The sequence below is a fragment of the Mesorhizobium calcicola genome, assembly GCF_042682105.1.
GTDB lineage: Bacteria > Pseudomonadota > Alphaproteobacteria > Rhizobiales > Rhizobiaceae > Mesorhizobium > Mesorhizobium calcicola.
Window position 1 is genome coordinate 38,656 of record NZ_JBHUGY010000022.1, and the last position, 26,453, is coordinate 65,108.

Here is a 26,453-nt window from a genome sequence, read left to right on the forward strand (position 1 = left end):
AGCGATTGCTCCCGAAATGCGGTTTGCCGAGATGTGGTTTGCCGAAATGTGGTTTGATTGAAGCCCGGCTGCACATTGCCGCCATCCAATGGTCACGCAATGACCCGCTGGCCGACACCTTCTGATCCCATTTGGCGGTTGAGGTTAGGGCGTCACCCCAAAACGACCGTTTGCCAAATCGATGGAAGGAAAATCCATGCGCAAAACGATATTGATCGCCACCGCCACCACCCTGATGCTGGCGGGCGGCGCCAGTGCTCAACAGCAACCCGCGCAACAGCCTGCTCCGGCGCCGACTGCGCCTGCTCCAGCCGAGCCCCGGGCTCAACCGGTGCCTACGATCCAGAGCGTCAACATCGTCGATATTACGGAGCTGCCAAAGGACACCCAGACGCAGGTCAACCAGGTGATCGCCCAGCGCGGCGACGACGGCCTGCAGAAACTGCGCAACTCGATCGATGCGACGCCCAAGGTGAAGTCCGCGCTTGAGGCCAAGGGCCTCTCCTCGGCGCAGGTCGTCGCCGCCAGCATGGAGCCCAATGGCGCGCTGACCCTGATCACCAAGAAGGCAAGCTGACAGGACCCTGCGGCGGGCCGGCATCCGGCCCGCCGGCTGCATCGGCAAAGGAACCTTCGTCGGGCGGGATTCGTTTTGTTCTTTTCGCGCTAAACCGCGTCCCGAAACGATTTCTCTCAGGATCGAGCGATGGCGATCACTGCCTTTTCCGCCACAAGACGACTGCAAGCAGTCGCCGTCATGGCGCTTTTCGCGGCGGCCTGTCCGGCTGCCGTGCTGAACGCGCAAGGGGTCGAAAGCACGGAGACCGTCAACCGCATCATCGGCTCGGAGGTCAAGCAGGAAGAGGCCAACGCCACCGCCGAAGCCCGCAACGTCAACACGGCGATCGATCGCACGCGTGAAAACATCGGCACGGTGCGCAAGACGTCCAAGCTCGACAAGGTCGATATTGTGTTGCTCACCGACGCCGCGCGCAGCGAAGGCGGCCCGCCGCCAGCGATCGAGAGCAAGCTCAAACAGCATCAGGACGACATTGCCGAGCTGCGCAAGGAGATCGAGGCCAACGCACTGCTGTTCAACGCCATCGCGTCGCGGCGCGTGCTTGCGCAGGATGTTCTGGCCGTCGAATTCGACGATCCTGGAAAGATCGTCATATACGCCGCGGCCAAGCCGTCGAACTGAGTCGGTCTCACAGCTTGCCCATCACCTTCTGCTGGAATCCGTAGACCTCGCGCTTGCCGCCGAGCGGCACCAGCGTCACGTCGCGCTCCTGCCCGGGCTCGAAGCGCATGGCCGTGCCGGCGGCGATGTCGAGGCGCATGCCGCGCGCCCGCTCGCGGTCGAATCTCAGCCCCTCATTGGTCTCGAAGAAATGATAGTGGCTGCCGACCTGGATCGGCCGGTCGCCGCTGTTGGCCACTTTCAGGGTGACGGTCGGCAAGCCCTTGTTGAGCTCGATATCGCCGTCCTTGGTGATGATTTCGCCGGGGATCATCGTGCCTCACAACACGCCGAAGGCGAGGCCGGCACCGACCGCCGCGCAGGCCGCACCGGCGGCGCGGGCCAAGCCACGGAACCTGGCGCCGAGGCCAAGGCCGGCAGCGATGCCGATGGCGTGCAGCAGCACGGTGGCGATGGCAAAGCCGGCCATGTAGTCGAGCCCGCCTGCGTTTTCCGGCACTTCGGTGCCATGGGCGTGGCCGTGGAAGAGCGCGAAAAGGCCGAGGATGGCGACGCCGGCCGATACCGGCAGATCGACCGCCAGCGCCACCAGCAGCCCGAGCGCCACGACCGACGCCAGTATGCCGGGTTCGACCAAGGGCAGCGGCATATGCAGCATGCCGAGCCCGCCGCCGGCCAGCATGACGCCGACGAAAGCCGCCGGCCAGGCCCAGATTGCCTTGCCGCCCTTGAGCGCCGCCCACAGGCCGACCGCGATCATCACGCTCGTATGATCGAGGCCGGAGAGCGGGTGCATGAAGCCGGCCGTGAAGGACGAGGTCGTGCCGATGCCGACATGGGCATAGGCCGGCATGGCAGCGGCCAGCAGCAGGATCGCCGACAGGCACAGGCGTTTGGCTGAGATCATTCTATCTGCCTTTCGTTTTGCCGTGGTGCTCACGCGGCCTTGCGCGGGCCACACCCTTCGGCTTTGAGAACACGCCTGGTCGAAGCGGGATATTTCTTAAGCATCGCCGCCGGGCGGATCGGCCGCGCCGAAAAATTGCCGCCGCAATTGGGGCAGGTGCCGCCCAACACATGTTCCACGCAGTCGGCGCAAAAGGTGCATTCGAAGGTGCAGATCAAGGCGTCGGCCGCCTCCGGTGGCAGGTCCTTGTCGCAGCATTCGCAGTTGGGGCGCAGCTCAAGCATCTTTTCTCTCCTCACCGGATGGGTTCGTGCACGGTCACCAGCTTGGTGCCGTCGGGGAACGTCGCCTCGACCTGCACGTCGTGGATCATCTCGGCGATGCCTTCCATCACCTGCGCGCGGGTGACGACATGGGCGCCGGCCTCCATCAATTCGGCGACCGGGCGGCCATCGCGGGCGCCCTCGACGACGAAATCGGTGATCAGCGCGATCGCTTCCGGATGATTGAGCTTGACGCCGCGTTCGAGCCGCTTGCGCGCCACGATCGCCGCCATGGCGATCAGCAGCTTGTCCTTTTCCCTCGGCGTCAGGTTCATGCGTTTCCCTGGACTGGCATAGACAGACCTACAGTGACCATAATTTGGGCAATCCCGCCCTTCCGTTGAGCAATTCGACGAGAGGAACCAGCCGCTGGCGCAGCCGGTAGCCGTCCCCGGCGTAAAGCCTCGCAAGAAGCTTGCCAGATTCCTTCACGCTCCAGACGCTGGCGCTGCCCTGGCCGGAGACGATCTCAAGAACAGGATCGAGCAGGTCCTCGGCCCGCGGCGACACCAACAGCAACGTCGCCATCGCGATGGCGCCGCCGGCAATCGCCGGGCGGTCGAGCGTGGCCGCGATATCGGGTCCGATGCGGAAATCCTCGGCATGAATGAGTTTGCCATTCTGGCGGACACGCCAGCGGTCATGGAAATGGCCCTGCGTGGCACGTTCGCCCATGGCAAGGCGGCCGAAGACGGCGGCCTCCAGCACCAGCGCCTCGGCCCCGGTAGCAAGCTCGACGTCGAGCGTGCGGGCAAAGGCCGCCCGGTCGAAGACGATGGTTTCCTGCGGCAACCAGGCGATGCGGCCGTTTTCGCCGACCGACAGTTTGACCCGCACCTCGGCACGGTCGGATGCCGCCCGATAGATTTTCTCGCAAGCCTGGGTCGTGATCGACGCCGATCCGGCCGCGCCGACATCCACGTGCCAGGCGATACGGTCGCCGCCTGTCATCCCGCCGGCGGTGTTGATCAGCACCGCTTCGAGCGGGTCGGCCGAGACAGCCGGCATCCTTATCTTGGCGGCACCATCCTGATAGAGGCGCCGCAGGCGCGTGCGACGGTCACCGAGGGCGCAGGAAAGCCGCGCCACGCCCGCAACGCGCTGCGTCGAAATCCCGCCATGTTCGCCCCCATATTCGCTCATATCCATGCGAGCCACGTTAAGCACTCCTGCGGCTTTGTCGATATATGGCTCGATATAGCTTGTTGCTTGACAACGTTTCGGTTTCTATAGAGGGAACCACCTTGGTACGGTCATGCAGCGCTTGGCGGGGGTATAAAGCGAAGACGGCGGCTTGATACCAGGAGAAAAAGGGGCGCTGCTCAATTGGCGTCGGGAAACGCGACATAGTGGGGAAGAAACCGAATGGCCGACCAGCTGGCAACGGATATCATCGCGAAGATCAAGGCTCATGCCGAGCCGGGCGGCGAAGAAATCACCACCAACACTGAATTGACCTCGCTTGGTATCCATTCGCTCGAGCTGACCGAGATCATCTTCGATCTCGAGGAAGAATATGGCATCGAGATCGAGATGAACACGGTCGATGCCTGGAGCAATCTGAAGAATGTCGGCGACATGGTCGAAGCTGTTCGCGCGCTGATCGCGAAAAAAGCCTGACCTGAATGCACAGGCGCGTCGTCATCACCGGCATGGGCGGCATTTGCGGGCTCGGCACCAACGCGTCCGCGATCTGGAACGAGATGCGCGCCGGCCGCTCGGCGATCGGCCAGATCACCAGTCCGCAGCTGCATGACCTGAAGGTCAAGGTCGGCTGCGAAATCAAGACGCTTCCCGATCACGGCATCGATCGCAAGCAGACCGTGTCGATGGATCGCTTCAGCCTGCTGGCAACCATCGCGGCGCGGGAGGCCATGCATCAGTCCGGCCTGGTCTCGAACGAAGCCACCACCTACCGGATGGGCACCATTGTCGGCGTGGGCGTTTGCGGCTGGGAGGCGATCGAGGAGAATTATCGCGCCATCCTGAGCGAGGGCAGGAACCGCGCCGGCATCTTCACAGTGCCGAAAGTGATGCCCAGTGCGGCCTCCGGCCATGTCAGCATGAATCTCGGCCTGCGCGGGCCGGTCTTCGGCGTCACGTCGGCCTGTTCATCGTCCAATCACGCCATCGCCTCGGCGGTCGACCAGATCAGGCTCGGTCGCGCCGACGTCATGGTCGCCGGCGGCACCGATGCGCCGCTGGTCTGGGGTATCCTGAAGGGCTGGGAAGCGTTGCGGGTGCTGGCGCCCGATACGTGCCGGCCATTTTCGGCCGATCGCCAGGGCCTGTCGCTCGGTGAAGGCGCCGGCATGGCGGTGCTGGAAAGCTACGAGCATGCCATGGCGCGCGGCGCCACAATCCTTGCCGAAATTGCCGGCGCCGGTCTTTCCGCCGATGCGTCCGATATCGTCGCGCCGACCGTCGAAGGACCGACGGCCGCGATGCGCGCCTGCCTGGCCGACGCCGGGTTCAATCCCGAGGATGTCGACTATCTCAATGCCCATGGCACCGGCACCAAGGCCAACGACCAGATCGAGACGGCGGCGATCAAGCGCGTTTTCGGCGACCACGCCTACAGGCTGTCGGTGTCGTCGACCAAATCGATGCATGCCCATTGCCTTGGCGCATCCGGCGCGCTGGAGATGATCGCCTGCGTGATGGCGATCCGCGAAGGCATCGTGCCGCCGACAGCCAATTTTCGCGAAGCCGACCCCGATTGCGACCTCGACGTCACGCCGAACGTGGCGCGTGAACGCAAGGTGCGCACCGCGATCAGCAATGGCTTCGCGTTCGGCGGCACCAATGCGGTGCTGGCCTTCAAGGCCGTCTGATCCCGGGGCGATCCAGGTCTGCCGGGCGGTCACACCTGCCCGGGCGGTGCATTGCGAAACAGTCGCTGCCATATTGATCAGAATAGGCCGTCCGCCTAATCCTTGGCGAACCCGCCAAAACCAGCGCCGCTCGGCGCCAATCCCCGTTCAGGAGTTTCCATGGCCGACCTGTCCGCCTTTCCAATCACAACGCGCTGGCCGGCCAAGCATCCGGACCAGATCCAGCTCTATTCGGCCACGACGCCCAACGGGGTGAAGATATCGATCGCCCTGGAAGAGCTCGGCCTGCCCTACGAAGCGCACTGGGTCAACATCGGCAAGAACGAGAGCTGGACACCGGAATTCCTGTCGCTCAACCCCAACGGCAAGATACCCGCGATCATCGATCCGAACGGTCCGGACGGCAAGCCGATCGGCCTCTTCGAATCCGGCGCCATCCTGCTCTACCTCGCCGAAAAGACCGGCCTGCTCATCCCGGTGGACGCGGCGCGACGCTACGAGACCATCCAATGGGTGTTCTTCCAGATGGCCTCGGTCGGGCCGATGTTCGGCCAGGTAGGCTTCTTCCACAAATTCGCCGGCCGCGAAATCGCCGACAAGCGCCCGCTGGAGCGCTATCGTGATGAATCGCGGCGGCTGATCGGCGTGCTCGACGGCAGGCTGAAGGGCCGCAAGTGGATCATGGACAATGACTTCACCATCGCCGACATCTCGCTGCTCGGCTGGGTGCGCAATTTGATCGGCTTCTACGAAGCGCGCGAACTCGTCGGCTTCGATGATTTCGCCAATGTCGGGACATGGCTGGAACGCGGCCTCGCCAGGCCGGCCGTGCAGAAAGGCCTGACCATCCCGGCGAAGGGCTGAGCAATTCCAGGAAAAGTGCGGAAGCGGTCGTCCGTCCGGAATTGCGTCAAAACAAAGAATCAGAGCAGTTTCCGTAGGACGGTGAACTGCTCTAAATCAAAGCCGGCCAGGCCCTCGACAAAACGCGACTACTTTGCCTTCGCCTTGGCTTTCGAGCCGCCCTTGCCCACGACGGAAGCGGCAAACGATGCAGCACCTCTCGCCGCCACAACGACGGCCCCGGCTGCTACATTGGCCGTGGCCTTGACGGTGCGCATGGCGCTGCCGGCCAGCGAGTCGTTGGCGTTCGCCGGTTTTTTCGGCTTTGCGGCTTTGGGCGCGGCTTTCGCCGCAGCCGGCACCACCTTCTTGGGCGCTGCCTTGCCGAAGGACGGCTTGGCATCCTTCGAACGCTCGGCGATCGCCGGACCGGCGCCTGTCTTCGACTGGGTTGCCTTGCCCTTGGCGGGCGCAGGCTTTCTTGCCTTTTGTGCCATCGGATGGAATCCCTCTTCTGGCAGGATTGCCTTGTCGGCGATAACGGCCTGAAAGTCTTAAGGTTCCCCTTGAAGAATCCTTAGAATCAAGCGGATTGGCCGATCACCAGGTCGGCGGTCCGGCGACGGGCAAGCACGCGGTCGATGTTCGGCATGTCGTTGGAGGCGATCCAGGCGCGCGCATCCGCGTCGGAGCGCCCATGGCCGTGCCAGCGCTCGAGCAGGCGGCGCTCGAGTTGGTCGCGCGGCACGTCGACGAAGATCGAGAAATCGAACAGCGGCGCCAGCCGCGACCACGGTTCCTCGTCGAGCAGCAGGTAATTGCCTTCGACCAGGATGAACTTGGTCTCGGTGGCGATGATCGAGGCGGCGGCGCGCGACAGTTCCATGTTGCGGTCGAAGACCGGGATGGCGATATCGGGTTCGCCGGCCCGGATGCGCTTCAGCAGGGCCTCAAAACCGGCAAAATCGAAGGTTTCCGGCGCCCCTTTGCGCGCGCGCAGGCCGCGCCGTTCGAGCACGATGTCGTCATAGTGGAAGCCGTCCATCGGCACGACTTCCACGGCACCTTCCGGCAACAGATCATGCAGGCTTGCCGACAGCGTCGACTTGCCGGCACCGGGCGGGCCGGCAATGGCGACGATGAAGCGCCGCGCCTTGCCGGCTCGCTTGAAGATGGTGGCGGCGAGATGGGCGATTTCGGACATGAGAGCCTCTCTCTGGCAGGAGCTTCAAATCCACCATGTTCCGCATGATGATTTCGGCCACATCTTGGCGGCAGTTGGCGGAAATTTCAAACCCTACGGCCGCGCAATCTCGCTTCAGGCAGCCACCGTGTCGCCGATGCGCAGGAAATCGCTGTCGAAGGGAACCTCCCAGGTCGAGCTGCCGGCCAGCCGCATGCGGCCGTTCGCCGTGGTGACCTCCCGCGGCGGCTCGCCGCCGGAGAGCGGCATGGCGCCGATGACATGGCGGAAGGAGACGCTGCGGCCTTCGCCGAGCGCAAAGGCGGTCACTACGCCTTCGCGCTTCAGCCAGTTGTCGCCGATCGACGCGGCATGGCCGACGCAAGCGCGAGCGTCCTCGATGCCGAGCACGCCGCGATGGCGCCCGTTCCAGGGCGCGTAGTCGCGTCCGCCATTGCTGAGCCACAGCATGGTGATCGGCAGTTCGGCCGGGTTCTTCAGCACCAGCACCAGATCGCCTTCGGCCTGGCGCGCCAGTGCCGTCCAGCCCGGCCCGCCATGATCGGCCTCAACCAGCGTGACGAAATCCTCGCGACGGTCGCCCATGCGGTACTCCGTCAGGTCGACCGTGCCGCCGGCGGCGGCGGGAAAATGGCCGAGATCGGCGGATCGCGCCGGATAGGCCAGCATGAAGCGGCCGCGTGCGGGATCCGGCTCCAGCGGATCGTCGAGCGTCGCGGCAAAACGCTTCGGCGAAAAGGCCAGCCTGCCGCCGCCCGTCATCGCCGTCATCGGGTGATGGGCGACCGAGATCGCACCATGGCCGCCGGAAAACACATGCTCCTGGTAGAGGAAGGGATGGTCGTCGCGCAGCGTCAGGATCTTGTCGACCGTCGCGCCCATCACCTTGTGCCGCAAGCGGAAGCCAGCCCGCCAGCCATCGTCCGTCGCGGCGCTGTCGACGGCATCCCAGGCGCTGTTGGCCGGCCAGCCATGCAGCGGCGCGTCCTCGACATCGCTGCGCGAAAACGGCGCGCAGAGGAAGTCGCCGGACAGGCGGACAGTGCCCTCGGGCAGGTCGTTCGGCAGCGTCTCGCGCGGCTCGTCGATCCACGGTGCGCGATGCAGCGGTCTCAGCTGCCGCCCACCACTGTCGACGACCATGTCGGCGATGTGGCCGACCGTGAGATCGAGCGAGACGGAAATGCCTTTTGCCTTGATCGTGCTGATATCCATTGCGCTCTCACCCGATTCTGAAGGCACAAACAGAACCCGTTCAGTGCTGATTGCGCAAGCACCGCGTAAGGCATTTTGCATCAGGCACAATGGAAACCGTCGGGTCGGCGCTGCCCCTCATCCGCCTGCCGGCACCTTCTCCCCGTATAGTGACGGGGAGAAGGGAACTGGCCGCGCGCTGGCGCCTTCTCTGCAACGCTGGTGATTGGCGAAACCGTTGACGACAGCGCCCCTCTCCCCGTCCCTATACGGGGAGAGGATGCCGGCAGGCAGGTGAGGGGCGGCGCAAACGAGGGAAAGACGAGGGCCAAACTGAAGCCATCGCCATGACCAGCGCCCTCAGGCCTACTGCCGCTTGTATTCCCGCACCGGCGACTTGGTACCGTCGGTATAGGTGACCTGCACCGACATCGACGTCACTCTGTCGGCAACCTTGATGTAGCCCTTGGCGTCGTAAGGGATGGCGTAAGGGTCCTTCTTGTCGCAGGGCGGTATCTCGAACGACTTGTCGAGCGTGGCACCGTTCAGGCTGTAATGCACCTCCTTGATGGCGCAGCGGTAGGACAGCATCTGGGTGAAATAGACCAGGCCGTGATTGCCGCCGGAATCGAAAGCGATCCACGAGGTCCAGAACTGGTCGAGGATCTGCTTGTCGCCTTGCTGGAGTGCTGCCTCCGGGTCGAAGCGGATGTCGAACGGGCCGGTCTCGCGCCCCCTGATGTCGAGGTACTTGACGGCGATGGTGCCGGCCACGGTGCTGCCGGGCAGCTCGAAACTCGGATTGGGCATCGGCTTGCCGGTGGTCTGGTCGTTGAGCGCCAGGAAGCCGGTGTCGGTGAACGGGCCGCTGTCGCCCATGCGCCAGGAAATGGCGGTCGCCGGCTCCGGCAGCGAGATGGTCATCGACCAGCCCTGGTTCGAGCGCATCGGCGTCAGCGTCGGGACGAAGCGCGCGGGATCGAGCACGTCGCCAAGGGCCGCCAGCCGGCTGCGGCTGCGGTCCAGCCAGTCGGCGAGCTGCGTCTGGTCGACGAAATATTTGAGCAGCCCGCCGTCCTTTTCGTAAGCCACGAACCTGGTCAGCGCCTTGGCCTCGTTGCGCTTGTCGGCCAGCGTCTGGGCGCCGAGGCGGTCTTCCGAAAACTCCTGCGCCAACAGGAAATAGGCCGGTGCGAAATCCGCATTGGCCGCGATGAAGGCGTTGAGCTTGTCGAGGCGCTGGGCGTCGTCGAACTGCAGGATATGCACGAGCTTGATCGACAGCGCCTTGCTCTTGTCGGAAAGCGCGCCGAACACCTCGCGGGCGCCGGCCTTGCCGTCCTGGACCCTGAGCAGCGTGGCAAAGCGCGTGTAGGGATCGATGGCATCGACATCGAAGCCGGCAAAGGCGAGATAGGAGCGCCGCGCATTGAGCATGTCGCCCGACAATTCGTAGACGCGGGCGTTGTGATAAAACTCGTCCGGCCGCTTCGGCTCGGCGATCGCCCCGCCTTGCGCGGCAAGCGCGGCAAAGCCCTTGGCGATGGTATCGATCGAGGCGGCGATCTGCTCGGTTGTCGCCTGCAGCTTCTCGGTCTGGGCCTGCTGCTGCGCCTGGCCGGCGGCCAGCGTCTCGGTCTGTTTCTTCACCGCCTCGGCGGTCTTTTGCACAAGTGCGGTCTGCTGCGTCTGCTGCTGCTGGGTGGAGGCGATCTCCTCGGTCTTCTTCGCCACCGTGTCGGTCGACTGCTTGACCTCTTCGACCGTCTTTTGCGTTTGCGTGACCGTCTGCTCGATCTTGGCCACCTTCTGCGAGACGATGCCCATCGACTGCTGCAGCCCGGCGATGGCCGGCACCAGGCTGGCGATCACCCCGTTCTGCGAATTGGTCTGCTGTTGCAGGCCGTAGACGCCGCCGGCGACGGCGGCCGCGCTGGTGGCGAAAATCAAGGCCGGCAGCGCCTTGGCCGCCAGCACCAGCCTGAGCACGATGGCGATGGCGATGATGACCGCCGCCACCGAGGCGACCAGCGCGATATAGGCGGCGAACGGCGCCAGCGGATTGAGGATGTCGGAAGCCGCACCCCCGACAAAGGCGATGCTGCCGGCCCATTTGCCGGTGCGGCTGAGTGATGCCTTGATAAGCGAGGGCGCAGCGCCCCCGGCCCCGATATTCGTCATTCCCAAGCCCCCCAAGTCAGCCGATGCCACGCCCCTTCCCACGGGAAACGCGGCTTTGGCAAGGGAAGACAGGAAACAGGCGATTTCGGGGCGGCTGCTCGATAGGGCGCCACCATATCCTAAGTCGGCGCTGCCCCTCATCCGCCTGCCGGCACCTTCTCCCCGTGAAGAACGGGGAGAAGGGAGAAACTCCAGCGCCAGCGACCCCCTCTCCCCGTCCTTCACGGGGAGAGGGTAAGGGTGAGGGGCAGCGCAGACATCCGGAAGATGGGGCTAGATCCGTTCGCGCCGTTCAAAACCCAGGGGAATTGCCCTGAGACCGGCATTAACCAAATGGACGCAGCCGGCGGGTTACGTTAGCTTCGCCTCATCTCAGCAACAGCATGACCAGAACAGACTTGCCCTTGTCCAGCCCGCGTCCCCTGCCGCTCATCCAGAGACTTTTCGCGGCCCTTGGCCTGTTGCTGCTGCTCGCCGGCTGCACCACCGCGACGCCGCCGGATGCCGTGCTGGCGGTGCCGGCGCCGCCGCAGAAATATGCCGCCATCGTCGTCGACGCCAAGACCGGCAAGCAGCTGTTCGAGGTCAACTCGACGGCGCCGCGCTATCCGGCGTCGCTGACCAAGATGATGACGCTGTATTTGCTGTTCGAGGCGCTGGATGCCGGCCGCGTCACCAAGGAAACACAGATCCCGGTGTCGGACCATGCCGCCTCGCAGCCGCCGACCAAGATGCGCTTCAGGCGCGGAGAGACCATCGACGTCGATTCGGCGATCCGCGCCATCGTCGTCAAATCGGCCAATGACGTGGCGGTGGCGGTCGGCGAATATCTCGGCGGCTCGGAGGAACAGTTCGCCGGCATGATGACCGCCAAGGCGCGCCAGCTCGGCATGACCAGCACCGTGTTCCGCAACGCGTCGGGCCTGCCCGACGACGACCAGCACACCTCGGCGCGCGACATGGCGGTGCTCGGCATGGCGCTGCATTCCCGCTTCCCGCAGCAGTTCCACTATTTCTCCGCAAGCGATTTCATGTTCCGCGGCCGGCTGGTGCGCGGCCACAACGACATGCTCGGCCGCGTGCGCGGCGTCGACGGCATCAAGACCGGCTACATCAGGGCCTCCGGCTTCAACATCGTCACCTCCTACGACGCCGACGGCCGCCAGCTGATCGTCGTGGTGATGGGCGCCGACAGCGCCCGCCAGCGCAACGACCATGTCGAAGCGCTGATCCAGCGCAGCCTATCGCCTGCGATGGCCGACACCAAGACAAGGCTGATGTTCGCCGAACAGCAGTGAGGAGGGGTCCGCGCAGCGGGCAAAAAGCCAATTGCTTGGCTTTTTGAGCGACGAACGCCTGCGAAGGGCCGCAGCGCGACTGTCCCCCCGGCTGCCCGGTGACGGATTGTCCGGTGAGGGCAATTATGCTATAGATTCGGACATGGTGCTGATTTGCGCCAATCGACCCGCCGCCAGGCGGGTTTTTTGTTTCCGTCGCCAACTGTCCACGCAAGCCATCCTCCCGCAAACCTGTACGCCGTGGTTCCCGCATGCCTTGGCGATTGGCGAAGACGCCCATCGCTTCGTCATCCACGGGCGGAGCAAGGAGCGAAGCGACGCAGCGCAGACCCGATGATCCATGCCGCGATGTTTGAGCGTTGCAGCGGTGCAGAAGGTTGATGTCGGCGGGACAGCACCCCCCTCTGTCCTGCCGGACATCTCCCCCGCAAGGGGGGAGATTGGATGTCACGATTGCTTTCGCCGATACCCAACGTCGAAGAAAAAGCGCCGTCAGACAAACTGCTAATCTCCCCCCTTGCGGGGGAGATATCCGGCAGGACAGAGGGGGGTGAGAAGGATCGCGACGGAACGAGTTTCTATCCTGCGCCGCTGCATTTCCGGATCCTTGGGTCTGAGCGTCCGCTTCGCCCGTGGATGACGAAGGTGGGGCGGCTTCGGCCAATCTCGAATGTCTCTCCGCCGCGATGAGCCTTCGAACCGCCGCCAGCAACATCGAGCCCGCTGCCGCCCCGCATCGATCAAAAACACTTGTAGTGCTGCGAAATCCGTCGCGATGCTGGCGATGTTGCGGCATAGGCATACCGTATAGCTGAGCACCACCGCAGGAGCCCGCATCATGAGCACCGCCCCCAAGACGCCGTCCGAACAGGCGGAAGACAACCAGCACGACAGCGGCGGCGAATATTTCGAGGCGCCGACGACAGGCGAGCACGAGGCCGAACATGGTTCGGAGGAGCACTTCGAGGTGCCTGAGGTGCCGGACTCGGAGCCATCGGCTCCAGGCGCATCGCACGCCAAGCCGAAGAAAAAGCCGTCGGCGATCTCAGGCCGGAAATTCCGCAAGCGCGATCTTGTCCGCATCGACACGCTGCGCCCGAGCCTCGCCGACCGCATCCATGCCGACCATCCGGACCTGCCGCCCGGCGCCCGCATCAGCCGCGCCGAGCTCGGCCGCTACCGCATGCGCTACATGGAGGAGCTTCTCCAGCAGGAGCACGGCGAATTCTCCGAGCTCGACCGCCAGGTGGTCGAGAGCATCGCCAGGCAAGACACCATTTCGGAAAACAGCGAGGAGGAGTTCGAGGAGCACCGGACATTTGCCGACCGCGTCTCAGACAACATGGCCGCCTTCGGCGGCAGCTGGTGGTTCCTGATCTCGTTCGGCAGCGTGCTTCTGCTGTGGATCGGCCTCAACCTGCTCGAGGGCACGTCGGGCGCCTTCGATCCCTACCCCTTCATCCTGCTCAACCTTCTGCTCTCCTGCATTGCCGCCATCCAGGCGCCGATCATCATGATGAGCCAGAAGCGGCAGGAGACCAAGGACCGCCTGCGCTCGTTCAACGAATACCGCGTCAACCTCAAGGCCGAGCTGGAAGTGCGCCATCTGCACGAAAAGCTCGACTACCTGATCTCGCGCCAATGGACCCGCCTGGCCGAAATGCAGCAGATGCAGCTGGATGCGATGCACGAACTGACCGGCGCAAAGAAGGCGAAGCGGGCGCCACGGAGGGCGCGGGCGGTGAGGGGTGAGGCCGGGGAGTGAGGGGTCGGCACCGGTGGCGTTGAACGGAAAGGGCGAGCTACGGTCACAACGCGCGTCCCCGGGAAGGCTTGGTTCCTCGCCCCCATGGAATGGGGGAGAGGTGGCTCGGCGAAGCCGAGACGGAGAGGGGGAGCGCCATATCCGAGAAGCTCACACCCGTGAGCGGACCAACCCATCCCCATCAAGGGACAATCGCCAATTGCCCGTTGAAGCCCGCGCCTGCTTCCGCTAAGAAGCCCTGACTTGCCGGTTCACCGGCTGGTTCGTTTTCCGGATCGCCGGGAAGCACCCGTAGCTCAGCTGGATAGAGCGCTGCCCTCCGAAGGCAGAGGTCACAGGTTCGAATCCTGTCGGGTGCGCCAGTTTAATGATAAAAATCAGATAGTTAGCTCTTGGTGATTTGGGGAGTGTCGTCACACTTTTTTGCGCGGAAGCACTACGGAAGCACAAGAGATCGCGCCAGTTTCGGCGTCTCCCCCTGTGGAAAAGTGCTTTTGAAGTCTGCTCGAAGATGACGCCGTGACCAATGGCTGCCCTTTCTGGGGCAGATAGCATGCACCGGATCATGGTGGTTGATGATGGTAGCGCTAGGCCGTTACCACTCCATCAATAGCGACCGTTCGCCGATTTATGGGTTCACAGCCTAGCATTACAGTTGCATATTTATCTATGGTCTGAATCTATGGGTCTCCATGATTCGGAGGTCATGGATGACAGGTGCATCAATCGAAACTACGCTTGAGCTTTGGGCATCATCGCTGCGTGACGTGAAAGCGCGTATGCGCGGACTGTTTACGCAGGAGCGAGTTGCAGCATCTGCGAACCTTTTCCTGGACGGCTTGCTGGGTGACGAGCGGCGTAAGACAGGTTGGATGCGCGCTGAGGCGGCCGGTGATCCCGGCCCGTGGCGGCAACAAGCCATTCTGGGTCGCGGGCGTTGGGACGCGGACGCACTTCGCGACATCGTGCGAGAGTATGTTGTAGAAAACCTCGCCACAGATGATGCGGTCCTGGTCATCGATGAGACGGGCTTCCTCAAGCAGGGCAAGACATCGTGCGGTGTTGCGCGTCAATATACAGGTTCTGCAGGCAAGATAACGAACTGCCAGATCGGTGTGTTCGCCGCCTATGTGTCCGCTCGCGGTCATGCCTTTGTCGATCGGGCCCTGTACTTGCCCAAAAGCTGGACCGGAGATCCGGTAAGGCTTGCAGCAACCCATGTTCCTGAGGCTATAGCCTTCGCTACCAAGCCAGGCTTGGCTGTCGATATGATACGGCGTGCGCTGGCAGCCGATGTGCCGTTTTCATGGGTGGCCGCAGATGCGGTGTATGGCGTCGGGGACGTCGAAGGAACCCTGCGGCGAGCCTGCAAAGGCTACGTTCTTGGGGTCAAGTCGGACCACCATTTCGGCTCTTGGTCGGGGAAGCCTCCGGTCGCCGGCACAGCTCAGGAGATCGCCCGTGATCTCGATCCAAGTGCATGGCAGCGTCTTTCCGCCGGTGAGGGCACCAAAGGCGCGCGGCTTCATGACTGGGCCTACTGCGAACTCGCCGATCTCGATGCCGACGAATATAACGAGACGAAATCGGGGCTTTGGACCCGTGGCCTCCTGATCCGGCGCAATATCAGCGACGGCGATCTCGCATTCTTCACCACATGGTGCCCGGCCGGGACGGGCATCCAGACGCTCGTTTCCGTGGAAGGCCATCGCTGGGCGATCGAAGACAGCTTCGAGACCGCCAAGAACGAGCTCGGACTCGATCACAACGAAACCCGGTCATGGCATGGCTGGCATCGCCACGCCTCCCTCGTCATGCTCGCCTTCGCCATGATGGCGGTGATCCGATACCGCGCCAATGACGCGACGCCCCAAAAAAGACCGCGGATGCCGACCATCAGGATTTGATCCGCTGGTCTATCCAGGAAGTCCGGCGCATCGCCATCAGACTCGCCCAGCGTCGCATAAACCCCGCCTACGTCATCGCATGGTCATGCTGGAGGCGCGCCCATCAGGCGGCCGCTCGACGAGCTCACCTAAAATCTAGAATGCAACTGTAATGCTAGGTCCAGCGCCGAGCAGCGTTGGGCCGACCTGGCCGATCTCATTCTGATCGTTGCCCGCGAAATCCAGTTCCGCGGCTACAGCGACGAACGCGCACTGTCGCTGTCGCAGTCCGAAGGCATGGTGATGCGGTTTCTGACGGGCGAGGCCTCCGCCACGCCGAGCCGGATTGCCGCCGCGACCGGCCTGCAGCGCACCAACGTCTCGCCGGTTCTGCGTGGCCGTCCTGACCGAGCGCAGGTTCAAGCGCGGCGTCTTCAAGGGCGTCGTCGATCTCGAGGCCGCCATCAACCGCTTCGTCGCCGATCATAACCAAGAGCCACGGCCCTTCATTTGGACCGCTGACCCAGATAAAATCATTGCCGCTGCAAGCCGAGGCCACCATATATTGGCTTCAATCCGCTAGGAGTTCGCTTCACGGCCTCAAGGTGACGGCTATCTTCGACCCGTTGCGGATCGAGATCCGGCGTGCGTTGATGAAAGGCTGAAGGGGCGGATGGGACAGTGATGACGAGCGATCTCTGGGCCTTATTCGCAGCCCTGCTCCTAGCTTCGGTGCAACTCACCATATCAAGCGTTGTGACGCTTCGTCAGCTCGGAGGGGCTTGGGTCGCAGGGCCGCGTGACGAACCGGCTGAGGTGACTGGACTGAGCGGCCGCTTCGTTCGGGCTCATCGCAACCTGCTTGAGATATTTCCGCAGTTCGTCGCTGCGCTGTTTCTCGTGCATGCAACTCATGCCGCTGGACCACTGTCCGTCGTCGGAGCTTGGATGTTCGTCGTCGGCCGGCTGGCTTATGTTCCCGCATATGCCTTCGCGCCGCCAGGCGTGCGCCCCATCTGCTGGCTCGTCGCACAGGTGGGAATCTTCCTGATCTTGGCTGACCTGTTCGTGTGAGCACACGTCGGCTTTCCTCCCGTCTCGGTCGCCCGGAGGTCCGCTCCGGATGGGGACCATCCGCCAGATTCTAACCACTAGACTAGGGGGCGTCCGTGACAGTCGCCGTGACTGTGCTACATATTGCGATACCTATTGTGCTACAAATCGAGCTTGGTGAATGGCTCGATCCCGGCCAACGGTACGGCGGGTTCTTGGCTCCTTATTTTGAACCTCATGCTCTTGCGTGCCGTGATTTGAACCTGCGGGTTTCTTTCCTGAGAGGTTGAACGAGAGCAACCGATCGAGTGGGCGGATTTCCGAATAGCACGCCTTGCTATCCCTTTCTGCGACAGCCCGATTTGATGGCTTCTCTCGTCTCCCGCATGAGCACATCCTGCGAGGCATGGACCAAGGACGTCATTTCGGCAGGCCAGCAATGAAACCCCGGACTCTCCATTGAACTGGAGCAAGAATGGGTCCCAGGTCACTGCTTCCTCTATCTTTTGGAGTGAGCGAAAGGCCGCGATGTCCGGGAGCTTGCAAGCGCCGCCCCATGCTGGAGAAGGTGCTGCTGGAACAGGTCGGCGTAATCCTCTCGAACGGCCGAGATAACGCTTTGCCGCGATGCCAAGGCATGTCGCCATGCAGAAACGCGGGGCAGGTCGTTGAAGATCGCCTCCGAGACAGCCGGATCGATGCAATCGAAATAGCGGAAAACAGGTGCGAACACCGCATCGACCATGCTGAACATCGATCCGGAGAAGTACGGGCCTTGTTCTAGTACGGCTTCGATCCGCCGAAACCTGTCCTGGAGAACCACCCTTTTGGCATCGGCTGTCCGGGAATCATCGTGGTTAAGCCACTGCCAGGCTTCGGAGAGGGCCGCCGTTCCGAATTCAACCCATGCCCGCTGTTGCGCACGGGATAGTGCATTCGGAAAATAGAGGCTCGCCCCTTCTTCGGCTTCTTCGATATACTCGCAGATCACCATGCTTTCGAACAGGATTGCATCGGTTCCATCTGCCTGGCGCACCGTCAACAAAGGCACCTTGCCCGTCGGCGAAAGCGCGAGGAACCATTCCGGCTTCGCAGCGAGATCGATGTCGATTCTTTCGAAAGGAACACCTTTTTCCAGAAGAACGATCGCCGCTCGCTGAACGAACGGGCACGGCGGATGGCTAATGAGTGTGAGCTTGCCGTCGGGCATGATTGTCTCTCGATGTCGGGGGAGCTGACCTGAATGCTGCTCCCGGCTAGAGCAGCTGTCCGCCCGATACGTCGAAGGTCGTTCCGTTCGCCCAACCCATGTCGTCGGACAGGATGGCGGCAACCGCGGCCCCGATGTCGTCCGGCAGGCCGACACGCCCCAGAGCGATGCCCTGCGCCACGTATGCGTTCACATCGTCATTGTCGCGCACGGCGCCACCGCCGAAGTCGGTCGCGATCGCGCCGGGTGCGATCGCGTTCACCCGGATTCGCCGCGCGCCCAGTTCGACCGCCATAAAACGGGTCAGGACCTCGACCGCAGCCTTCATCGATGCATAGAGGCTGTAGCCCGGCAGCGTGAATCGCACGAATCCGGACGAGACGTTCAGGATGCGCCCGCCATCCTCGATGAGGGGCAGGAGCTTTTGAGTCAGGAAGATTGGTCCGCGCAGATGCGTGGTGACCAACGACTCAAACTGCTCTTCGGTCGCCTCGGCGAAATTGGCAAAGAGGCCATTACCGGCATTGTTGACGAGAAAGTCGAACCGCTCGCGGCCGAAATTGGTCTTCAGAGTATCGGCTACCTTCTCGGCGAATGTCGGGAAGCTCGCCGTGTCGGTGACGTCGAGCGCCAGCATGGCAGCCGTGCCGCCCAGCGCCTCGATCTCTTGGCGCAGCGTGTCGGCTTCCGCCACACCGCTGCGGTAGGTGCCGATGATGTGGACACCGCGTTTGCCAAGATGAAGCGCCATGTTGCGGCCGAGACCGCGGCTGACGCCGGTGATGAGTGCGATTTGTTTGGTCATGACCTACCTTCTTGGGACGTTTATGCTGCGAAGCGGCGCCGCCAAGGCACCCTCCTGATGTCCCCGATATAGGCGACGTCGGCCCGACGAACCCGCCCGATACGCTCAAGCTTTTGCCTGATTGTCTCATTCGCTTTACTTGGCAGAGTGACGGTGGCATATCCAGACGATGACTGAAAACCTCATCCCGCATCTCGACATCGCGTTGCGTCACGCACCGTCAGGGTTAACCGTCACGCCGATCCCTCGGCTGGAGATCAGCGTCGGACAGGCGACCACCGGCAGGGCACCCTGCCTGTACCGCTCAATGATCTGCTTCATCCTGCAGGGGTCGAAGGATGTGGCGATCAACGACGATCTCCTGAGCTACGATCTGGCGCATTACCTTATCAGCGCCGTCGATTTGCCGCTGATCGGTCAGATACGGGATGCTGATGACGGCCAACCTTATGTCGCGGTGTCGCTGGTTCTCGACCCTGCCATTCTGGCAGATGTTGCGTCGACCATGCCGCAAGTGCGCGACACTGATCGCCAAGGTATCGGCTTAGACATCAATCCGATGACGGCGCCGCTGCGCGACACCTTGTTGCGCCTGCTGTCGTTGCTCGACACCCCGGGCGACATCCCCGTTCTCGCCCCCATGGTGGAACGTGAATTGCTCTATCGTCTCCTGCAAGGTCCGCAGGGGCGCCTGTTGCGCCAGATCGCACGACCTGAGGGTGCGCTGGGCCGCATTCGGCGCGCCGTCGCCTGGATCAGGGACCATCATGACGCGCGACTGCGGATCGAGGCGCTATGCGACGCAAGCGGCATGAGCCGCGCCAGTCTACATCGCCATTTCCTGGCGATCACTGGCCTCAGCCCGCTCCAGTATCAAAAACAACTCCGGCTACAGGAAGCACGGCAATTGCTGCTTGCCGGCAATCACAGCGCATCCGACGTCGCGTTTTCGGTTGGCTATGAAAGTGCTTCGCAATTCAGCCGGGAATATCTCCGCCAATTCGGCGCACCGCCGGCGCGAGACGTTCGCCAGATCAGGCAGGCGAATGATGCGCCAGAGATGGCGCAAATGTAATTGATTGTAGCCTGATTTGCCTGTCCGCACTTGTTCGTCGCTCACGAGGCAGGTTCTTCCTTCCCGGCCCACCACCGGCGGCACAGCCGAAGCCGCCCACGCCCGCGAGGCGGAGCTTCGTCCGCCGGCGGCCAAGCCCGCCGGTTACCAACGTGGCCCCTTCATCGAGCCCGGCCTGGATGAGACGCTGGATCTTGTTCCACTGCGCCTCGGAGGCCACCGGCCCCATCTTCGCATTGGATGAAGGATGTCCGACCGACCAGGCTTCGGCGGCCGTGCGGGCATAGCCGATCGCTTCGGCGACCTGATCGACGTGAACCAGCATCCGTGATGGCGCGCTGCAGGACTGTCCGCTGTTCAGCATCATCTGCGCCACACCGCCTTCGACAGCAGATGCGAGATCGGCGCTACGCAGGATAATGTTTGGCGATTTGCCGCCCAGTTCCTGATAATTGGAGGACGGCAAGAAGTTATTGTCCAGCCGTCCCGCCCACATCAGACCAGTTCAGCCAAGGCAGCGGCGTCGAAGCCCTTCAAGGCCACATGATCGCCGTTTTCGACCTTGGCGGCCCAGTTGGGGTCGCTGAGCAGAGCCCGGCCCACAGCAATCAGGTCGAACTCATCCCGCTCCATTCGCTCGATGAGGCGGTGCAGGCTGGCTGAGGTTGATCCCTTACCGGCAAAGGCGTTGGTGACGTCGTTGTCGAGGCCGACCGACCCGACACTGATCGTCGCCGCTCCGGTCACTTTCTTGGCCCAGCCTGCGCCGTTGAGACCGTTCTCGCCGTCGACCTCGGGGAACTCGGGCTCCCAGAAGCGACGCTGTGAAACGTGCAGGACATCGACGCCCGCCTCGACCAACGGCAGCAGCCAGTTCTCCATCTGTGCGGGCGTGTCCGCGACGCGAACGCTGTAGTCCTGCTGCTTCCACTGGCTGACGCGCATGATGATCGCAAAATCGGGACCAACCGCTTCGCGCACCGCGCTGACGATCTCAGCAGCAAAGCGGGAGCGGTCCTTGATTGTCGGGCCGCCGTAGCGGTCGGTACGCAAATTTGTTCCCGCCCAAAAGAACTGATCGATAAGGTAGCCGTGCGCGCCGTGAATCTCGACGGTGTCGAAGCCGAGCCGCTTGGCATCCGCCGCCGCTTTGGCAAAGGCTGCGACCGTATCGGCAACGTCTTCCTCGGTCATGGCGACGCCGCGGGAATCACTCGGGGCATCGAGGCCGGACGGGCTTTCTACCGGCGCATCGGGCTCCCAGCCGTTGATGTAGCGGGCGGCTCCGGTGTGCCAGATTTGTGGTCCCATGCGGCCGCCAGCACCGTGAACCGCATCGATCACGTTCCTCCACCCTGCCAGTGCTTGGTCACCGTGAAAGAATGGGATCCCGGCATCATTGCGCGAGGCGGGGCGATCGACCACAGTGCCCTCAGACAATATAAGCCCGACACTGCCTTCGGCCCGCCGCCGGTAGTAGGCGGCACTCGCCGGGCCCGGCACGCCTTCAGGCGCGAAGAGGCGCGTCATCGGCGCCATTACGATGCGGTTTTTCAGTTCAAGCGACCGGATGGTGAGGGGACGAAACAAGCTACTGGTATCGGGACGAGGCATGAATAGGAACTCCGTTGTGTTCGATGGGCCTTACAGGTATATCATGTAGACCTAGCGTCAATTAGGCACCTCAAGTCGCCTACGTATATCGAAGGAAACCGGCAATGCTTGACCTCGAACCGCTTTGCTTCTCGTCGGACTGCCCCAGCCGGGCCCTGTTCGATCAGATAGCTGATAAATGGTCGATGATGGTGCTGGCCGTGCTTGATGACGGTCCGCAGCGCTTCAACGCCATCCGTCGCCGGCTGCAAGGCGTGAGCCAGAAGGCGCTCACCCAGTGCCTCCGCCGGCTGGAGCGCAACGGCCTGATAGCCCGAGAGGTGATTTCGCTTTCGCCGGTCGCGGTGCAGTATCAGGTCACGCCGCTGGGACGCACGTTGCGGGAGCCGCTTCGGGAACTGCACAATTGGACGCTTGTGAAACTGCCGGACGTAACCGCGGCGCGACAGACGTTCGACGCCACGGGTAGCGGAACGACAGTCGCGGACAGGTCGCTGCTCCAGTCATTCGCATGAACGCAACGCTGACCGACAGCGCTGGCGGAGCGACGCATGCAGTGGCGTTGTATTCTGGGCGATGATTCTCCAGACCCGATAATGCCGCCTGCTACCGTCCAGGGTGTCCAGTATACTTTGCCTTACCAACGCTCCTATAAGTCCCTGTGCGCCAATTCGACACGACATTGATCGGACCAACGTTCCTGGCGCGGATCCAGCCTGGCCGCTACCGGTTCCATGCTTATGGCTGCCAACGGCCGCCCAGGGCGCCAGAGGGACGTAGGACGCGATACATCCGCTGTGCACCGCGCACGACCATTCAAGAGATCAATTTTGCGCAAAACCTAACCCGCTCTCTCGCCAGACGCCTATCTATTGCGCCGCCGCAGTTCGTCTCGAAAGATGCGCCTGGCCTCTTTAAGGTTTCGATTGCCGAGGAGCTTGGCGAATCGAGCGACTGTCGTCTTCGAGACGCCTGCCTGCGCAGCGATTTTGTTCGCACTCTCAAAGGCCAGGAGCTCAGGATGCGCGAAGGCGGCCGCCGCCAATTTCTTGACTTGCGGCGGGAAAACGATCTCGCGACCAGCGACCCATCTTTTCAGGTCTGCAAAACTCGCCGCCCGGTTGGTGCCATCTTCCGAAACGGCCATGTCCCCACCTTCGCCCCATCCGTCAGATTTCGCTCATTGACACGGTGCGCCTCTCTTCCACCGATTTGATGCATGCAAGGGCGATCGAAAGCGCGGTGCGTGCATCCTGGCCGGTGGGCCCGGTCACTACGCCGCTGCGAACCGCGTTGACGAACGAAGCCAACTGCGCGGTATAGGCATGCACGAAATGATCGGTGTCACGCCGCCAGGTGTCGCTGGACACGCCGTTGCTGTCGTAGAGGGTCATGCTCGAACGGCGCACGTCGCCCATGGTGATCATGCCGCCCGAACCCAAGACTTCGCCGCGGATGTCGTAGCCATACATGGCGGAGAAATTGGCTTCGGCTACGGCGATCGAACCATTCTCGAAACGGATGGTGACGACAGCCGTATCGTGGAAGCCCTTGTCCTTGAAGTCGGGACGCACGAGCGCATCCGCTATTGCCGTCACCTCGACGGGCCGGGCTTCGGGATTGAGCCAGACAAGCGTGTCGAAGTCGTGGATCAAGGTTTCGTAGAAGATCGTCCAGCGTGGCGTCCTTTCCGGACTGCCGCCGTAGGGGCCGGGATCGCGCGTCAGCGACCGGATCAACTGCGGCGTTCCGACCTTGCCCGCATCGATCGCCGCGCGCCCTTCGGCGAAAGCCTGGTCCCAGCGCCGGTTGAAGCCGACCTGCAGCGGCACCCCGGCGCTGGACGCGGCGGCGATGACGCGATCGGCCTCTTCGAGGGTCAGCGCCATGGGCTTTTCGCAAAACACGGCCTTGCCGGCTTCGGCCGCCTGAACGGCAAGGCCGGCGTGGAAGCGCGCCGGCGATGCAATGATGACGGCTTCAACCGCCGGGTCGGAGAGCACCGCCGAGACATCGGTTACGGCGTTGGATACATCCAACTTTCGGGCGAGCGCTTGCGCCGCGCCCTGGGCCGGTCGGCGATCGCGACCAGGTTTGCGTCGACAAGCCGGCGCGCAACGGATTCGGCGTGAAAGGAACCGATGCGGCCGGCCCCGATCAGGGCGACGTTCACGGGACGTTGGGCAGGCATTTGATGCTCCGAATTTCGACGTTGAGAAAGTGGCGGACTTAAACGGTGAAAGCCTGGCGGAAGCGGCTGAGCGCCAGTTCGTCGTCGCCCGACGGCCATGCCTCCATGCCGATGACGCCGCGATAGCCCATCGCGTCGAGGGCACGTGCGATGGCCGGATAGTTGATTTCGCCGGTGCCGGGCTCGGTGCGCCCGGGAACATCGGCCACCTGGATCTCGCCAATGTGTGGAAGCGCCAGGCGGCAGAGTTCGATCAGATTCCCTTCGCCGATCTGCGCATGGTAGAGATCGAGATTGAGTTTGAGCGACGGCCGGTTGACGGACGACACCAGCGCGATCGTGTCGGCGGCTTTGGCAAATGGCGTTTTCGGGTGGTCGACGGCCTCGTTAAGGTTTTCGAGCACGAAGGTCACGCCCTCGTGTTCGCCGAGGTCGGCGATACGCTCGAGCGTATCGCGGGCCTTGAGCCACATCGCACCGGTCACGACTTCGGATCTGACGACCGGAAGGCCCTGGCCGTCCAGCCCGGTGCCGTGCAGGTTGAGTCGCGGGCAGTTCAGTTGCTTGGCGACTGGGATTGAGAGTTTCGCCGTCCTGATCAGCTCGTCCGCGCCCGCGTCATCGGCAAGCGTCCCCGTAACATAGCCGGTCATCGAAGAAAACGAGGCGCCGGACTTGGCCAGTGCCGCGATGTCGTGCTTCGTCCAGTCCCAGATTTCGGCGACGAAGCCGAGTTCGGTGATCCGCTTGAGACGGTCGAGCACGGGCAGCGAGCGGAACACCATTTCCGCGCAAACCGCGAGCGTAAAAGGTCCCGAGGTTTCAGGGGCCGTTGTCATCATCAGTATCCTGGTTCGAGGTAGATTGTTGGCCTCAAATATCTTGTGGTTTGTAGTCGGCCGGAGCGGCAGGCATGACACCCTTGAGCAGCGCGACGGATTTTTCGAGCCCTTCCAGCGAGTTGAGGACCACGTCCTCGTGCTCGATGGAGAGCCAGCCGTCGTAACCGGCCATTCTCAGCCGGTAGCAGAACTGCCGCCACCATTCCTCGCCATGGCCGAAGCCGAGCGTGATGTAGGACCAGGAACGGGCGGGAATATCCATCAGGCTGCCGTTTTCGAGCAGGCTGGCAACCGCCTGCTTGGGAGCGTTGAGGAACGTATCCTTGGCGTGGACGTGATAGATGGCATTCCCTAGTGCCTCCACCGCAATCAGCGGATCGGCCCCCATCCAGAAAAGATGCGAGGGATCGAGGTTTGCACCGATGATCGTGCCCACTTCGCTCCGTAGCTTGAAGAGCGATGGGACATTGTAGACGCACTGGTTGCCATGCAGCTCCAGCGCGATCTTCTCGACGCCGTTTTCCCTGGCCAGCGCGACAATCTCGGTCCAGAAGGGAAAGAGCTTCTCTTCCCACTGGTATTTCAGGATGGCTTGCGTTTCCGGCGGCCAGGAGGAGACGACCCAGTTCGGCATGGTATCGGTAGCGTTTCCAGCGGGAAGACCCGACATGGTACAGACGGTCCCGATACCCAGCTCACCCGCCACGCGAATGGTGTCCTTCAAACCCTCGCCCTGTGCCGGGTCGGTCGGGTGCAGCGTATTGCCATTCGCATTGAGGCTGATCACCTGCAGCCCGCGATCCGAAAAGGCCTTCAGAAAATCGCGCTGGGCGGCCTTGTTGCCAAGCATGGACTTGAGATCGAAATGTGGAGCGGTCGACCAGCCACAGGTATTGACCTCGACGCCGGAGACGCCCAAGCGCACCGCATGGTCGAGCAGTTCGTGGAAGGGGAGTCCGCCGAGGCTGTCGGATACGAAACCCAGTTTCATGCGTAGAACTCCGGTTTTTCAATCATGGAAACGAGCTGCCTGCGCCCTTCGATGAGGGCTCTGACGCCCGCTTCAGCCACCACGGCGGCGACATAGCCTTCCCAGCCGCTCGACGCGATGGCGGGGAATTCACCCGTCTCGACAAAGCGCAGGAAGGCGCGGTTCTGGCGGCGATAGGCTTCAAAATAGCGGCCGCGCCAGTCTGCGTCGTAAGCCGCATGGGTGCCGAGCGCACGGTCCAGCCGGGTATAGGCCACATGGTTCATCGCGATGCTGGCCTTCTCACCGACAAGTTCAGCGCGCACGTCATAGCCATAAGCGGCGTTATTGTTGATCTCGATATTGACGATCTGGCCATCGGTCGTTTCCAGAACCATGACGACCGGGGCGACCAGCCCATCAGAGCGCTTCGCCTGGAAGGCCGAGATTGCGGCATATTCCGTGCCCAGCACGTGTCGCACCACATCGAATTCGTGGGGAGCGGAATTGGAAATCGCCATGGCGCCGGTGAAATCGGCGGCAGGCGTTTCCACATTGCGGTGGAAATTATGCATCATCAGCGGGCGGCCCAGCGTGCCATCGGCAATGGCGCGCCGCATCTCGATATAGGACTGGTCGAAGCGCCGCATGAAACCAACCTGCACGAAGCGCTGGCCGGCTTTCTGCTCGGCCTGCATGACCGCGAGGCATTCGGCGGACGATTGCGCAAGGGGCTTTTCGCAGAGCACCTTCTTGCCGGCCCGGATGCAGGCGAGCGACAGGGGCGCATGGGTAAAATCGGGGCTTGCTACGATGACGGCATCCACATCGCTGCGGGCAATCACGCCTTCCGGATCGCTGGCAACATCCTCCGCGCCATAGGCATCAGCAACCTTCCGGGCACGGGCCCCATCCATGTCGCAGACCACCTGTAGGCTGGCGCCGGGAAGTTCCTCGGCGACGATCTTCGCGTGATCGGCTCCCATCAATCCTGCGCCGATGACGGCTATTCTCGTTGTCATGCTATTCGCCCTGAAACCGGGTTTGAGAGAATTTG

The 26,453-nt window shown here is 62.8% G+C and carries 28 protein-coding genes, 1 tRNA gene and 3 pseudogenes; 13 read left to right on the top strand and 19 right to left on the bottom strand.

Annotated features, from left to right (window positions below; translation table 11 throughout):
- The first annotated feature begins 196 nt into the window (after positions 1-196).
- The gene (locus ACFSQT_RS14590; RefSeq protein WP_379019700.1) at positions 197-577 is read left to right on the top strand and encodes a hypothetical protein; all 381 of its coding nucleotides are present in this window, start codon (positions 197-199) and stop codon (positions 575-577) included.
- 129 nt (positions 578-706) lie between these two features.
- The gene (locus tag ACFSQT_RS14595) at positions 707-1,201 is read left to right on the top strand and encodes a hypothetical protein (RefSeq protein ID WP_379019702.1); all 495 of its coding nucleotides are present in this window, start codon (positions 707-709) and stop codon (positions 1,199-1,201) included.
- A gap of 7 nt (positions 1,202-1,208) precedes the next feature.
- On the opposite strand, the gene ACFSQT_RS14600 is transcribed toward ACFSQT_RS14595, so the two are convergent.
- The 5 genes from ACFSQT_RS14600 to ACFSQT_RS14620 are packed head-to-tail and all read right to left on the bottom strand — an operon-like array spanning position 1,209 to position 3,580.
- Positions 1,209-1,514: an urease subunit beta gene (locus tag ACFSQT_RS14600; protein WP_379019704.1), complete on the bottom strand. Its 306-nt coding sequence runs from the start codon at positions 1,512-1,514 to the stop codon at positions 1,209-1,211.
- Positions 1,515-1,520: 6 nt separating this feature from the next.
- A complete protein-coding gene (locus ACFSQT_RS14605; protein ID WP_379019706.1) occupies positions 1,521-2,108 on the bottom strand; it encodes a HupE/UreJ family protein in 588 nt (195 codons plus the stop codon).
- Between the two features lie 29 nt (positions 2,109-2,137).
- Entirely contained in the window at positions 2,138-2,392 is a 255-nt protein-coding gene (locus tag ACFSQT_RS14610) for a DUF1272 domain-containing protein (RefSeq protein WP_111545145.1), read from the bottom strand.
- Positions 2,393-2,403: 11 nt separating this feature from the next.
- On the bottom strand, positions 2,404-2,706 hold the full coding sequence (locus tag ACFSQT_RS14615) for an urease subunit gamma (protein ID WP_023693076.1): 303 nt from the start codon (positions 2,704-2,706) through the stop codon (positions 2,404-2,406).
- 28 nt (positions 2,707-2,734) lie between these two features.
- Entirely contained in the window at positions 2,735-3,580 is an 846-nt protein-coding gene (locus tag ACFSQT_RS14620; RefSeq protein WP_379019860.1) for an urease accessory protein UreD, read from the bottom strand.
- 216 nt (positions 3,581-3,796) lie between these two features.
- Between ACFSQT_RS14620 and ACFSQT_RS14625 the strand changes: the two genes are divergently transcribed.
- The 3 genes from ACFSQT_RS14625 to ACFSQT_RS14635 all read left to right on the top strand — a co-directional run bounded on the left by ACFSQT_RS14625 (position 3,797) and on the right by ACFSQT_RS14635 (position 6,129).
- Positions 3,797-4,051, top strand: coding sequence for an acyl carrier protein (locus ACFSQT_RS14625; protein WP_023760236.1), 255 nt, complete (start codon positions 3,797-3,799; stop codon positions 4,049-4,051).
- 5 nt (positions 4,052-4,056) lie between these two features.
- Complete coding sequence (locus tag ACFSQT_RS14630) at positions 4,057-5,265, top strand: beta-ketoacyl-[acyl-carrier-protein] synthase family protein (RefSeq protein WP_379019708.1); 1,209 nt, start codon at positions 4,057-4,059, stop codon at positions 5,263-5,265.
- A gap of 159 nt (positions 5,266-5,424) precedes the next feature.
- Complete coding sequence (locus ACFSQT_RS14635; protein ID WP_379019710.1) at positions 5,425-6,129, top strand: glutathione S-transferase family protein; 705 nt, start codon at positions 5,425-5,427, stop codon at positions 6,127-6,129.
- Between the two features lie 128 nt (positions 6,130-6,257).
- On the opposite strand, the gene ACFSQT_RS14640 is transcribed toward ACFSQT_RS14635, so the two are convergent.
- From ACFSQT_RS14640 to ACFSQT_RS14655, 4 genes are all read right to left on the bottom strand, one after another.
- A complete protein-coding gene (locus ACFSQT_RS14640) occupies positions 6,258-6,605 on the bottom strand; it encodes a hypothetical protein (protein WP_379019712.1) in 348 nt (115 codons plus the stop codon).
- Positions 6,606-6,691: 86 nt separating this feature from the next.
- Positions 6,692-7,312 (bottom strand): nucleoside triphosphate hydrolase, encoded by a 621-nt coding sequence (locus tag ACFSQT_RS14645; RefSeq protein ID WP_379019714.1) that lies wholly within the window; start codon positions 7,310-7,312, stop codon positions 6,692-6,694.
- Positions 7,313-7,426: 114 nt separating this feature from the next.
- Positions 7,427-8,527 carry a hypothetical protein gene (locus ACFSQT_RS14650; RefSeq protein ID WP_379019716.1) on the bottom strand — a complete coding sequence of 367 codons (1,101 nt, stop codon included), beginning with the start codon at positions 8,525-8,527 and terminating at the stop codon, positions 7,427-7,429.
- A gap of 345 nt (positions 8,528-8,872) precedes the next feature.
- Positions 8,873-10,687 (bottom strand): methyl-accepting chemotaxis protein, encoded by a 1,815-nt coding sequence (locus ACFSQT_RS14655; protein ID WP_379019718.1) that lies wholly within the window; start codon positions 10,685-10,687, stop codon positions 8,873-8,875.
- Positions 10,688-11,070: 383 nt separating this feature from the next.
- On the opposite strand from ACFSQT_RS14655, the gene ACFSQT_RS14660 reads away from it, so the two are divergent.
- From ACFSQT_RS14660 to ACFSQT_RS14675, 4 genes are all read left to right on the top strand, one after another.
- On the top strand, positions 11,071-11,985 hold the full coding sequence (locus tag ACFSQT_RS14660) for a D-alanyl-D-alanine carboxypeptidase family protein (RefSeq protein WP_379019720.1): 915 nt from the start codon (positions 11,071-11,073) through the stop codon (positions 11,983-11,985).
- 838 nt (positions 11,986-12,823) lie between these two features.
- Positions 12,824-13,750 (top strand): DUF1003 domain-containing protein, encoded by a 927-nt coding sequence (locus ACFSQT_RS14665; RefSeq protein ID WP_379019722.1) that lies wholly within the window; start codon positions 12,824-12,826, stop codon positions 13,748-13,750.
- A 285-nt stretch (positions 13,751-14,035) separates the two neighbouring features.
- Positions 14,036-14,112, top strand: a tRNA-Arg gene (locus tag ACFSQT_RS14670).
- A gap of 330 nt (positions 14,113-14,442) precedes the next feature.
- Positions 14,443-15,657 carry an IS701 family transposase gene (locus ACFSQT_RS14675; protein ID WP_379019609.1) on the top strand — a complete coding sequence of 405 codons (1,215 nt, stop codon included), beginning with the start codon at positions 14,443-14,445 and terminating at the stop codon, positions 15,655-15,657.
- Between the two features lie 135 nt (positions 15,658-15,792).
- Here the strand turns inward: ACFSQT_RS14675 and ACFSQT_RS14680 are convergent, their stop codons facing one another.
- Positions 15,793-16,101: a hypothetical protein gene (locus ACFSQT_RS14680; protein WP_379019872.1), complete on the bottom strand. Its 309-nt coding sequence runs from the start codon at positions 16,099-16,101 to the stop codon at positions 15,793-15,795.
- On the opposite strand from ACFSQT_RS14680, the pseudogene ACFSQT_RS14685 reads away from it, so the two are divergent.
- Both ACFSQT_RS14685 and ACFSQT_RS14690 read left to right on the top strand, forming a co-directional pair.
- Positions 16,040-16,219: pseudogene (locus ACFSQT_RS14685) on the top strand (IS630 family transposase); the annotation flags it as partial. The gene ACFSQT_RS14680 and the pseudogene ACFSQT_RS14685 overlap by 62 nt on opposite strands.
- Positions 16,220-16,320: 101 nt before the next feature.
- On the top strand, positions 16,321-16,710 hold the full coding sequence (locus tag ACFSQT_RS14690) for an MAPEG family protein (RefSeq protein ID WP_379019724.1): 390 nt from the start codon (positions 16,321-16,323) through the stop codon (positions 16,708-16,710).
- Positions 16,711-17,188: 478 nt separating this feature from the next.
- Here ACFSQT_RS14690 and ACFSQT_RS14695 read toward each other — a convergent pair whose 3' ends face one another.
- Both ACFSQT_RS14695 and ACFSQT_RS14700 read right to left on the bottom strand, forming a co-directional pair.
- Positions 17,189-17,899, bottom strand: coding sequence for a glutathione S-transferase family protein (locus ACFSQT_RS14695; protein ID WP_379019726.1), 711 nt, complete (start codon positions 17,897-17,899; stop codon positions 17,189-17,191).
- Between the two features lie 46 nt (positions 17,900-17,945).
- Positions 17,946-18,704: an SDR family NAD(P)-dependent oxidoreductase gene (locus ACFSQT_RS14700; protein WP_379019728.1), complete on the bottom strand. Its 759-nt coding sequence runs from the start codon at positions 18,702-18,704 to the stop codon at positions 17,946-17,948.
- Between the two features lie 169 nt (positions 18,705-18,873).
- Here ACFSQT_RS14700 and ACFSQT_RS14705 point away from each other — a divergent pair, with 169 nt between their 5' ends.
- The gene (locus ACFSQT_RS14705) at positions 18,874-19,779 is read left to right on the top strand and encodes an AraC family transcriptional regulator (protein ID WP_379019730.1); all 906 of its coding nucleotides are present in this window, start codon (positions 18,874-18,876) and stop codon (positions 19,777-19,779) included.
- A gap of 127 nt (positions 19,780-19,906) precedes the next feature.
- Here ACFSQT_RS14705 and ACFSQT_RS14710 read toward each other — a convergent pair.
- Positions 19,907-20,230 (bottom strand): annotated as a pseudogene (locus ACFSQT_RS14710) (aldehyde dehydrogenase family protein); the annotation flags it as partial.
- A gap of 44 nt (positions 20,231-20,274) precedes the next feature.
- Positions 20,275-21,393 carry an NADH:flavin oxidoreductase gene (locus tag ACFSQT_RS14715; protein WP_379019732.1) on the bottom strand — a complete coding sequence of 373 codons (1,119 nt, stop codon included), beginning with the start codon at positions 21,391-21,393 and terminating at the stop codon, positions 20,275-20,277.
- A 104-nt stretch (positions 21,394-21,497) separates the two neighbouring features.
- Here ACFSQT_RS14715 and ACFSQT_RS14720 point away from each other — a divergent pair, with 104 nt between their 5' ends.
- Positions 21,498-21,908, top strand: coding sequence for a winged helix-turn-helix transcriptional regulator (locus ACFSQT_RS14720; protein WP_379019734.1), 411 nt, complete (start codon positions 21,498-21,500; stop codon positions 21,906-21,908).
- Positions 21,909-22,258: 350 nt separating this feature from the next.
- Here ACFSQT_RS14720 and ACFSQT_RS14725 read toward each other — a convergent pair whose 3' ends face one another.
- The 5 genes and pseudogenes from ACFSQT_RS14725 to ACFSQT_RS14745 all read right to left on the bottom strand — a co-directional run bounded on the left by ACFSQT_RS14725 (position 22,259) and on the right by ACFSQT_RS14745 (position 26,418).
- Positions 22,259-22,540 carry a MurR/RpiR family transcriptional regulator gene (locus tag ACFSQT_RS14725; protein WP_379019736.1) on the bottom strand — a complete coding sequence of 94 codons (282 nt, stop codon included), beginning with the start codon at positions 22,538-22,540 and terminating at the stop codon, positions 22,259-22,261.
- Positions 22,541-22,562: 22 nt separating this feature from the next.
- Positions 22,563-23,584 (bottom strand): annotated as a pseudogene (locus tag ACFSQT_RS14730) (Gfo/Idh/MocA family oxidoreductase).
- Positions 23,585-23,622: 38 nt separating this feature from the next.
- Entirely contained in the window at positions 23,623-24,423 is an 801-nt protein-coding gene (locus ACFSQT_RS14735; protein ID WP_379019738.1) for a TIM barrel protein, read from the bottom strand.
- 34 nt (positions 24,424-24,457) lie between these two features.
- Positions 24,458-25,417 carry a sugar phosphate isomerase/epimerase family protein gene (locus tag ACFSQT_RS14740; protein ID WP_379019740.1) on the bottom strand — a complete coding sequence of 320 codons (960 nt, stop codon included), beginning with the start codon at positions 25,415-25,417 and terminating at the stop codon, positions 24,458-24,460.
- The gene (locus ACFSQT_RS14745; protein WP_379019862.1) at positions 25,414-26,418 is read right to left on the bottom strand and encodes a Gfo/Idh/MocA family oxidoreductase; all 1,005 of its coding nucleotides are present in this window, start codon (positions 26,416-26,418) and stop codon (positions 25,414-25,416) included. The genes ACFSQT_RS14740 and ACFSQT_RS14745 overlap by 4 nt, the downstream gene beginning before the upstream one ends.
- Positions 26,419-26,453 lie beyond the last annotated feature (35 nt).

Bases quoted from the DNA above. Each gene is read 5' to 3' on its own strand.
- ACFSQT_RS14680 (WP_379019872.1), bottom strand. From the start codon at position 16,101: ATGGCGGCCTCGAGATCGACGACGCCCTTGAAGACGCCGCGCTTGAAC.
- ACFSQT_RS14610 (WP_111545145.1), bottom strand. From the start codon at position 2,392: ATGCTTGAGCTGCGCCCCAACTGCGAATGCTGCGACAAGGACCTGCCA.
- ACFSQT_RS14615 (WP_023693076.1), bottom strand. From the start codon at position 2,706: ATGAACCTGACGCCGAGGGAAAAGGACAAGCTGCTGATCGCCATGGCG.
- ACFSQT_RS14660 (WP_379019720.1), top strand. From the start codon at position 11,071: ATGACCAGAACAGACTTGCCCTTGTCCAGCCCGCGTCCCCTGCCGCTC.
- ACFSQT_RS14715 (WP_379019732.1), bottom strand. From the start codon at position 21,393: ATGCCTCGTCCCGATACCAGTAGCTTGTTTCGTCCCCTCACCATCCGG.
- ACFSQT_RS14745 (WP_379019862.1), bottom strand. From the start codon at position 26,418: ATGACAACGAGAATAGCCGTCATCGGCGCAGGATTGATGGGAGCCGAT.
- ACFSQT_RS14625 (WP_023760236.1), top strand. From the start codon at position 3,797: ATGGCCGACCAGCTGGCAACGGATATCATCGCGAAGATCAAGGCTCAT.
- ACFSQT_RS14630 (WP_379019708.1), top strand. From the start codon at position 4,057: ATGCACAGGCGCGTCGTCATCACCGGCATGGGCGGCATTTGCGGGCTC.
- ACFSQT_RS14655 (WP_379019718.1), bottom strand. From the start codon at position 10,687: ATGACGAATATCGGGGCCGGGGGCGCTGCGCCCTCGCTTATCAAGGCA.
- ACFSQT_RS14735 (WP_379019738.1), bottom strand. From the start codon at position 24,423: ATGACAACGGCCCCTGAAACCTCGGGACCTTTTACGCTCGCGGTTTGC.
- ACFSQT_RS14665 (WP_379019722.1), top strand. From the start codon at position 12,824: ATGAGCACCGCCCCCAAGACGCCGTCCGAACAGGCGGAAGACAACCAG.
- ACFSQT_RS14675 (WP_379019609.1), top strand. From the start codon at position 14,443: ATGATTCGGAGGTCATGGATGACAGGTGCATCAATCGAAACTACGCTT.
- ACFSQT_RS14705 (WP_379019730.1), top strand. From the start codon at position 18,874: ATGACTGAAAACCTCATCCCGCATCTCGACATCGCGTTGCGTCACGCA.
- ACFSQT_RS14695 (WP_379019726.1), bottom strand. From the start codon at position 17,899: ATGCCCGACGGCAAGCTCACACTCATTAGCCATCCGCCGTGCCCGTTC.
- ACFSQT_RS14700 (WP_379019728.1), bottom strand. From the start codon at position 18,704: ATGACCAAACAAATCGCACTCATCACCGGCGTCAGCCGCGGTCTCGGC.
- ACFSQT_RS14635 (WP_379019710.1), top strand. From the start codon at position 5,425: ATGGCCGACCTGTCCGCCTTTCCAATCACAACGCGCTGGCCGGCCAAG.
- ACFSQT_RS14725 (WP_379019736.1), bottom strand. From the start codon at position 22,540: ATGGCCGTTTCGGAAGATGGCACCAACCGGGCGGCGAGTTTTGCAGAC.
- ACFSQT_RS14650 (WP_379019716.1), bottom strand. From the start codon at position 8,527: ATGGATATCAGCACGATCAAGGCAAAAGGCATTTCCGTCTCGCTCGAT.
- ACFSQT_RS14595 (WP_379019702.1), top strand. From the start codon at position 707: ATGGCGATCACTGCCTTTTCCGCCACAAGACGACTGCAAGCAGTCGCC.
- ACFSQT_RS14600 (WP_379019704.1), bottom strand. From the start codon at position 1,514: ATGATCCCCGGCGAAATCATCACCAAGGACGGCGATATCGAGCTCAAC.
- ACFSQT_RS14690 (WP_379019724.1), top strand. From the start codon at position 16,321: ATGACGAGCGATCTCTGGGCCTTATTCGCAGCCCTGCTCCTAGCTTCG.
- ACFSQT_RS14720 (WP_379019734.1), top strand. From the start codon at position 21,498: ATGCTTGACCTCGAACCGCTTTGCTTCTCGTCGGACTGCCCCAGCCGG.
- ACFSQT_RS14740 (WP_379019740.1), bottom strand. From the start codon at position 25,417: ATGAAACTGGGTTTCGTATCCGACAGCCTCGGCGGACTCCCCTTCCAC.
- ACFSQT_RS14645 (WP_379019714.1), bottom strand. From the start codon at position 7,312: ATGTCCGAAATCGCCCATCTCGCCGCCACCATCTTCAAGCGAGCCGGC.
- ACFSQT_RS14640 (WP_379019712.1), bottom strand. From the start codon at position 6,605: ATGGCACAAAAGGCAAGAAAGCCTGCGCCCGCCAAGGGCAAGGCAACC.
- ACFSQT_RS14590 (WP_379019700.1), top strand. From the start codon at position 197: ATGCGCAAAACGATATTGATCGCCACCGCCACCACCCTGATGCTGGCG.
- ACFSQT_RS14605 (WP_379019706.1), bottom strand. From the start codon at position 2,108: ATGATCTCAGCCAAACGCCTGTGCCTGTCGGCGATCCTGCTGCTGGCC.
- ACFSQT_RS14620 (WP_379019860.1), bottom strand. From the start codon at position 3,580: ATGGATATGAGCGAATATGGGGGCGAACATGGCGGGATTTCGACGCAG.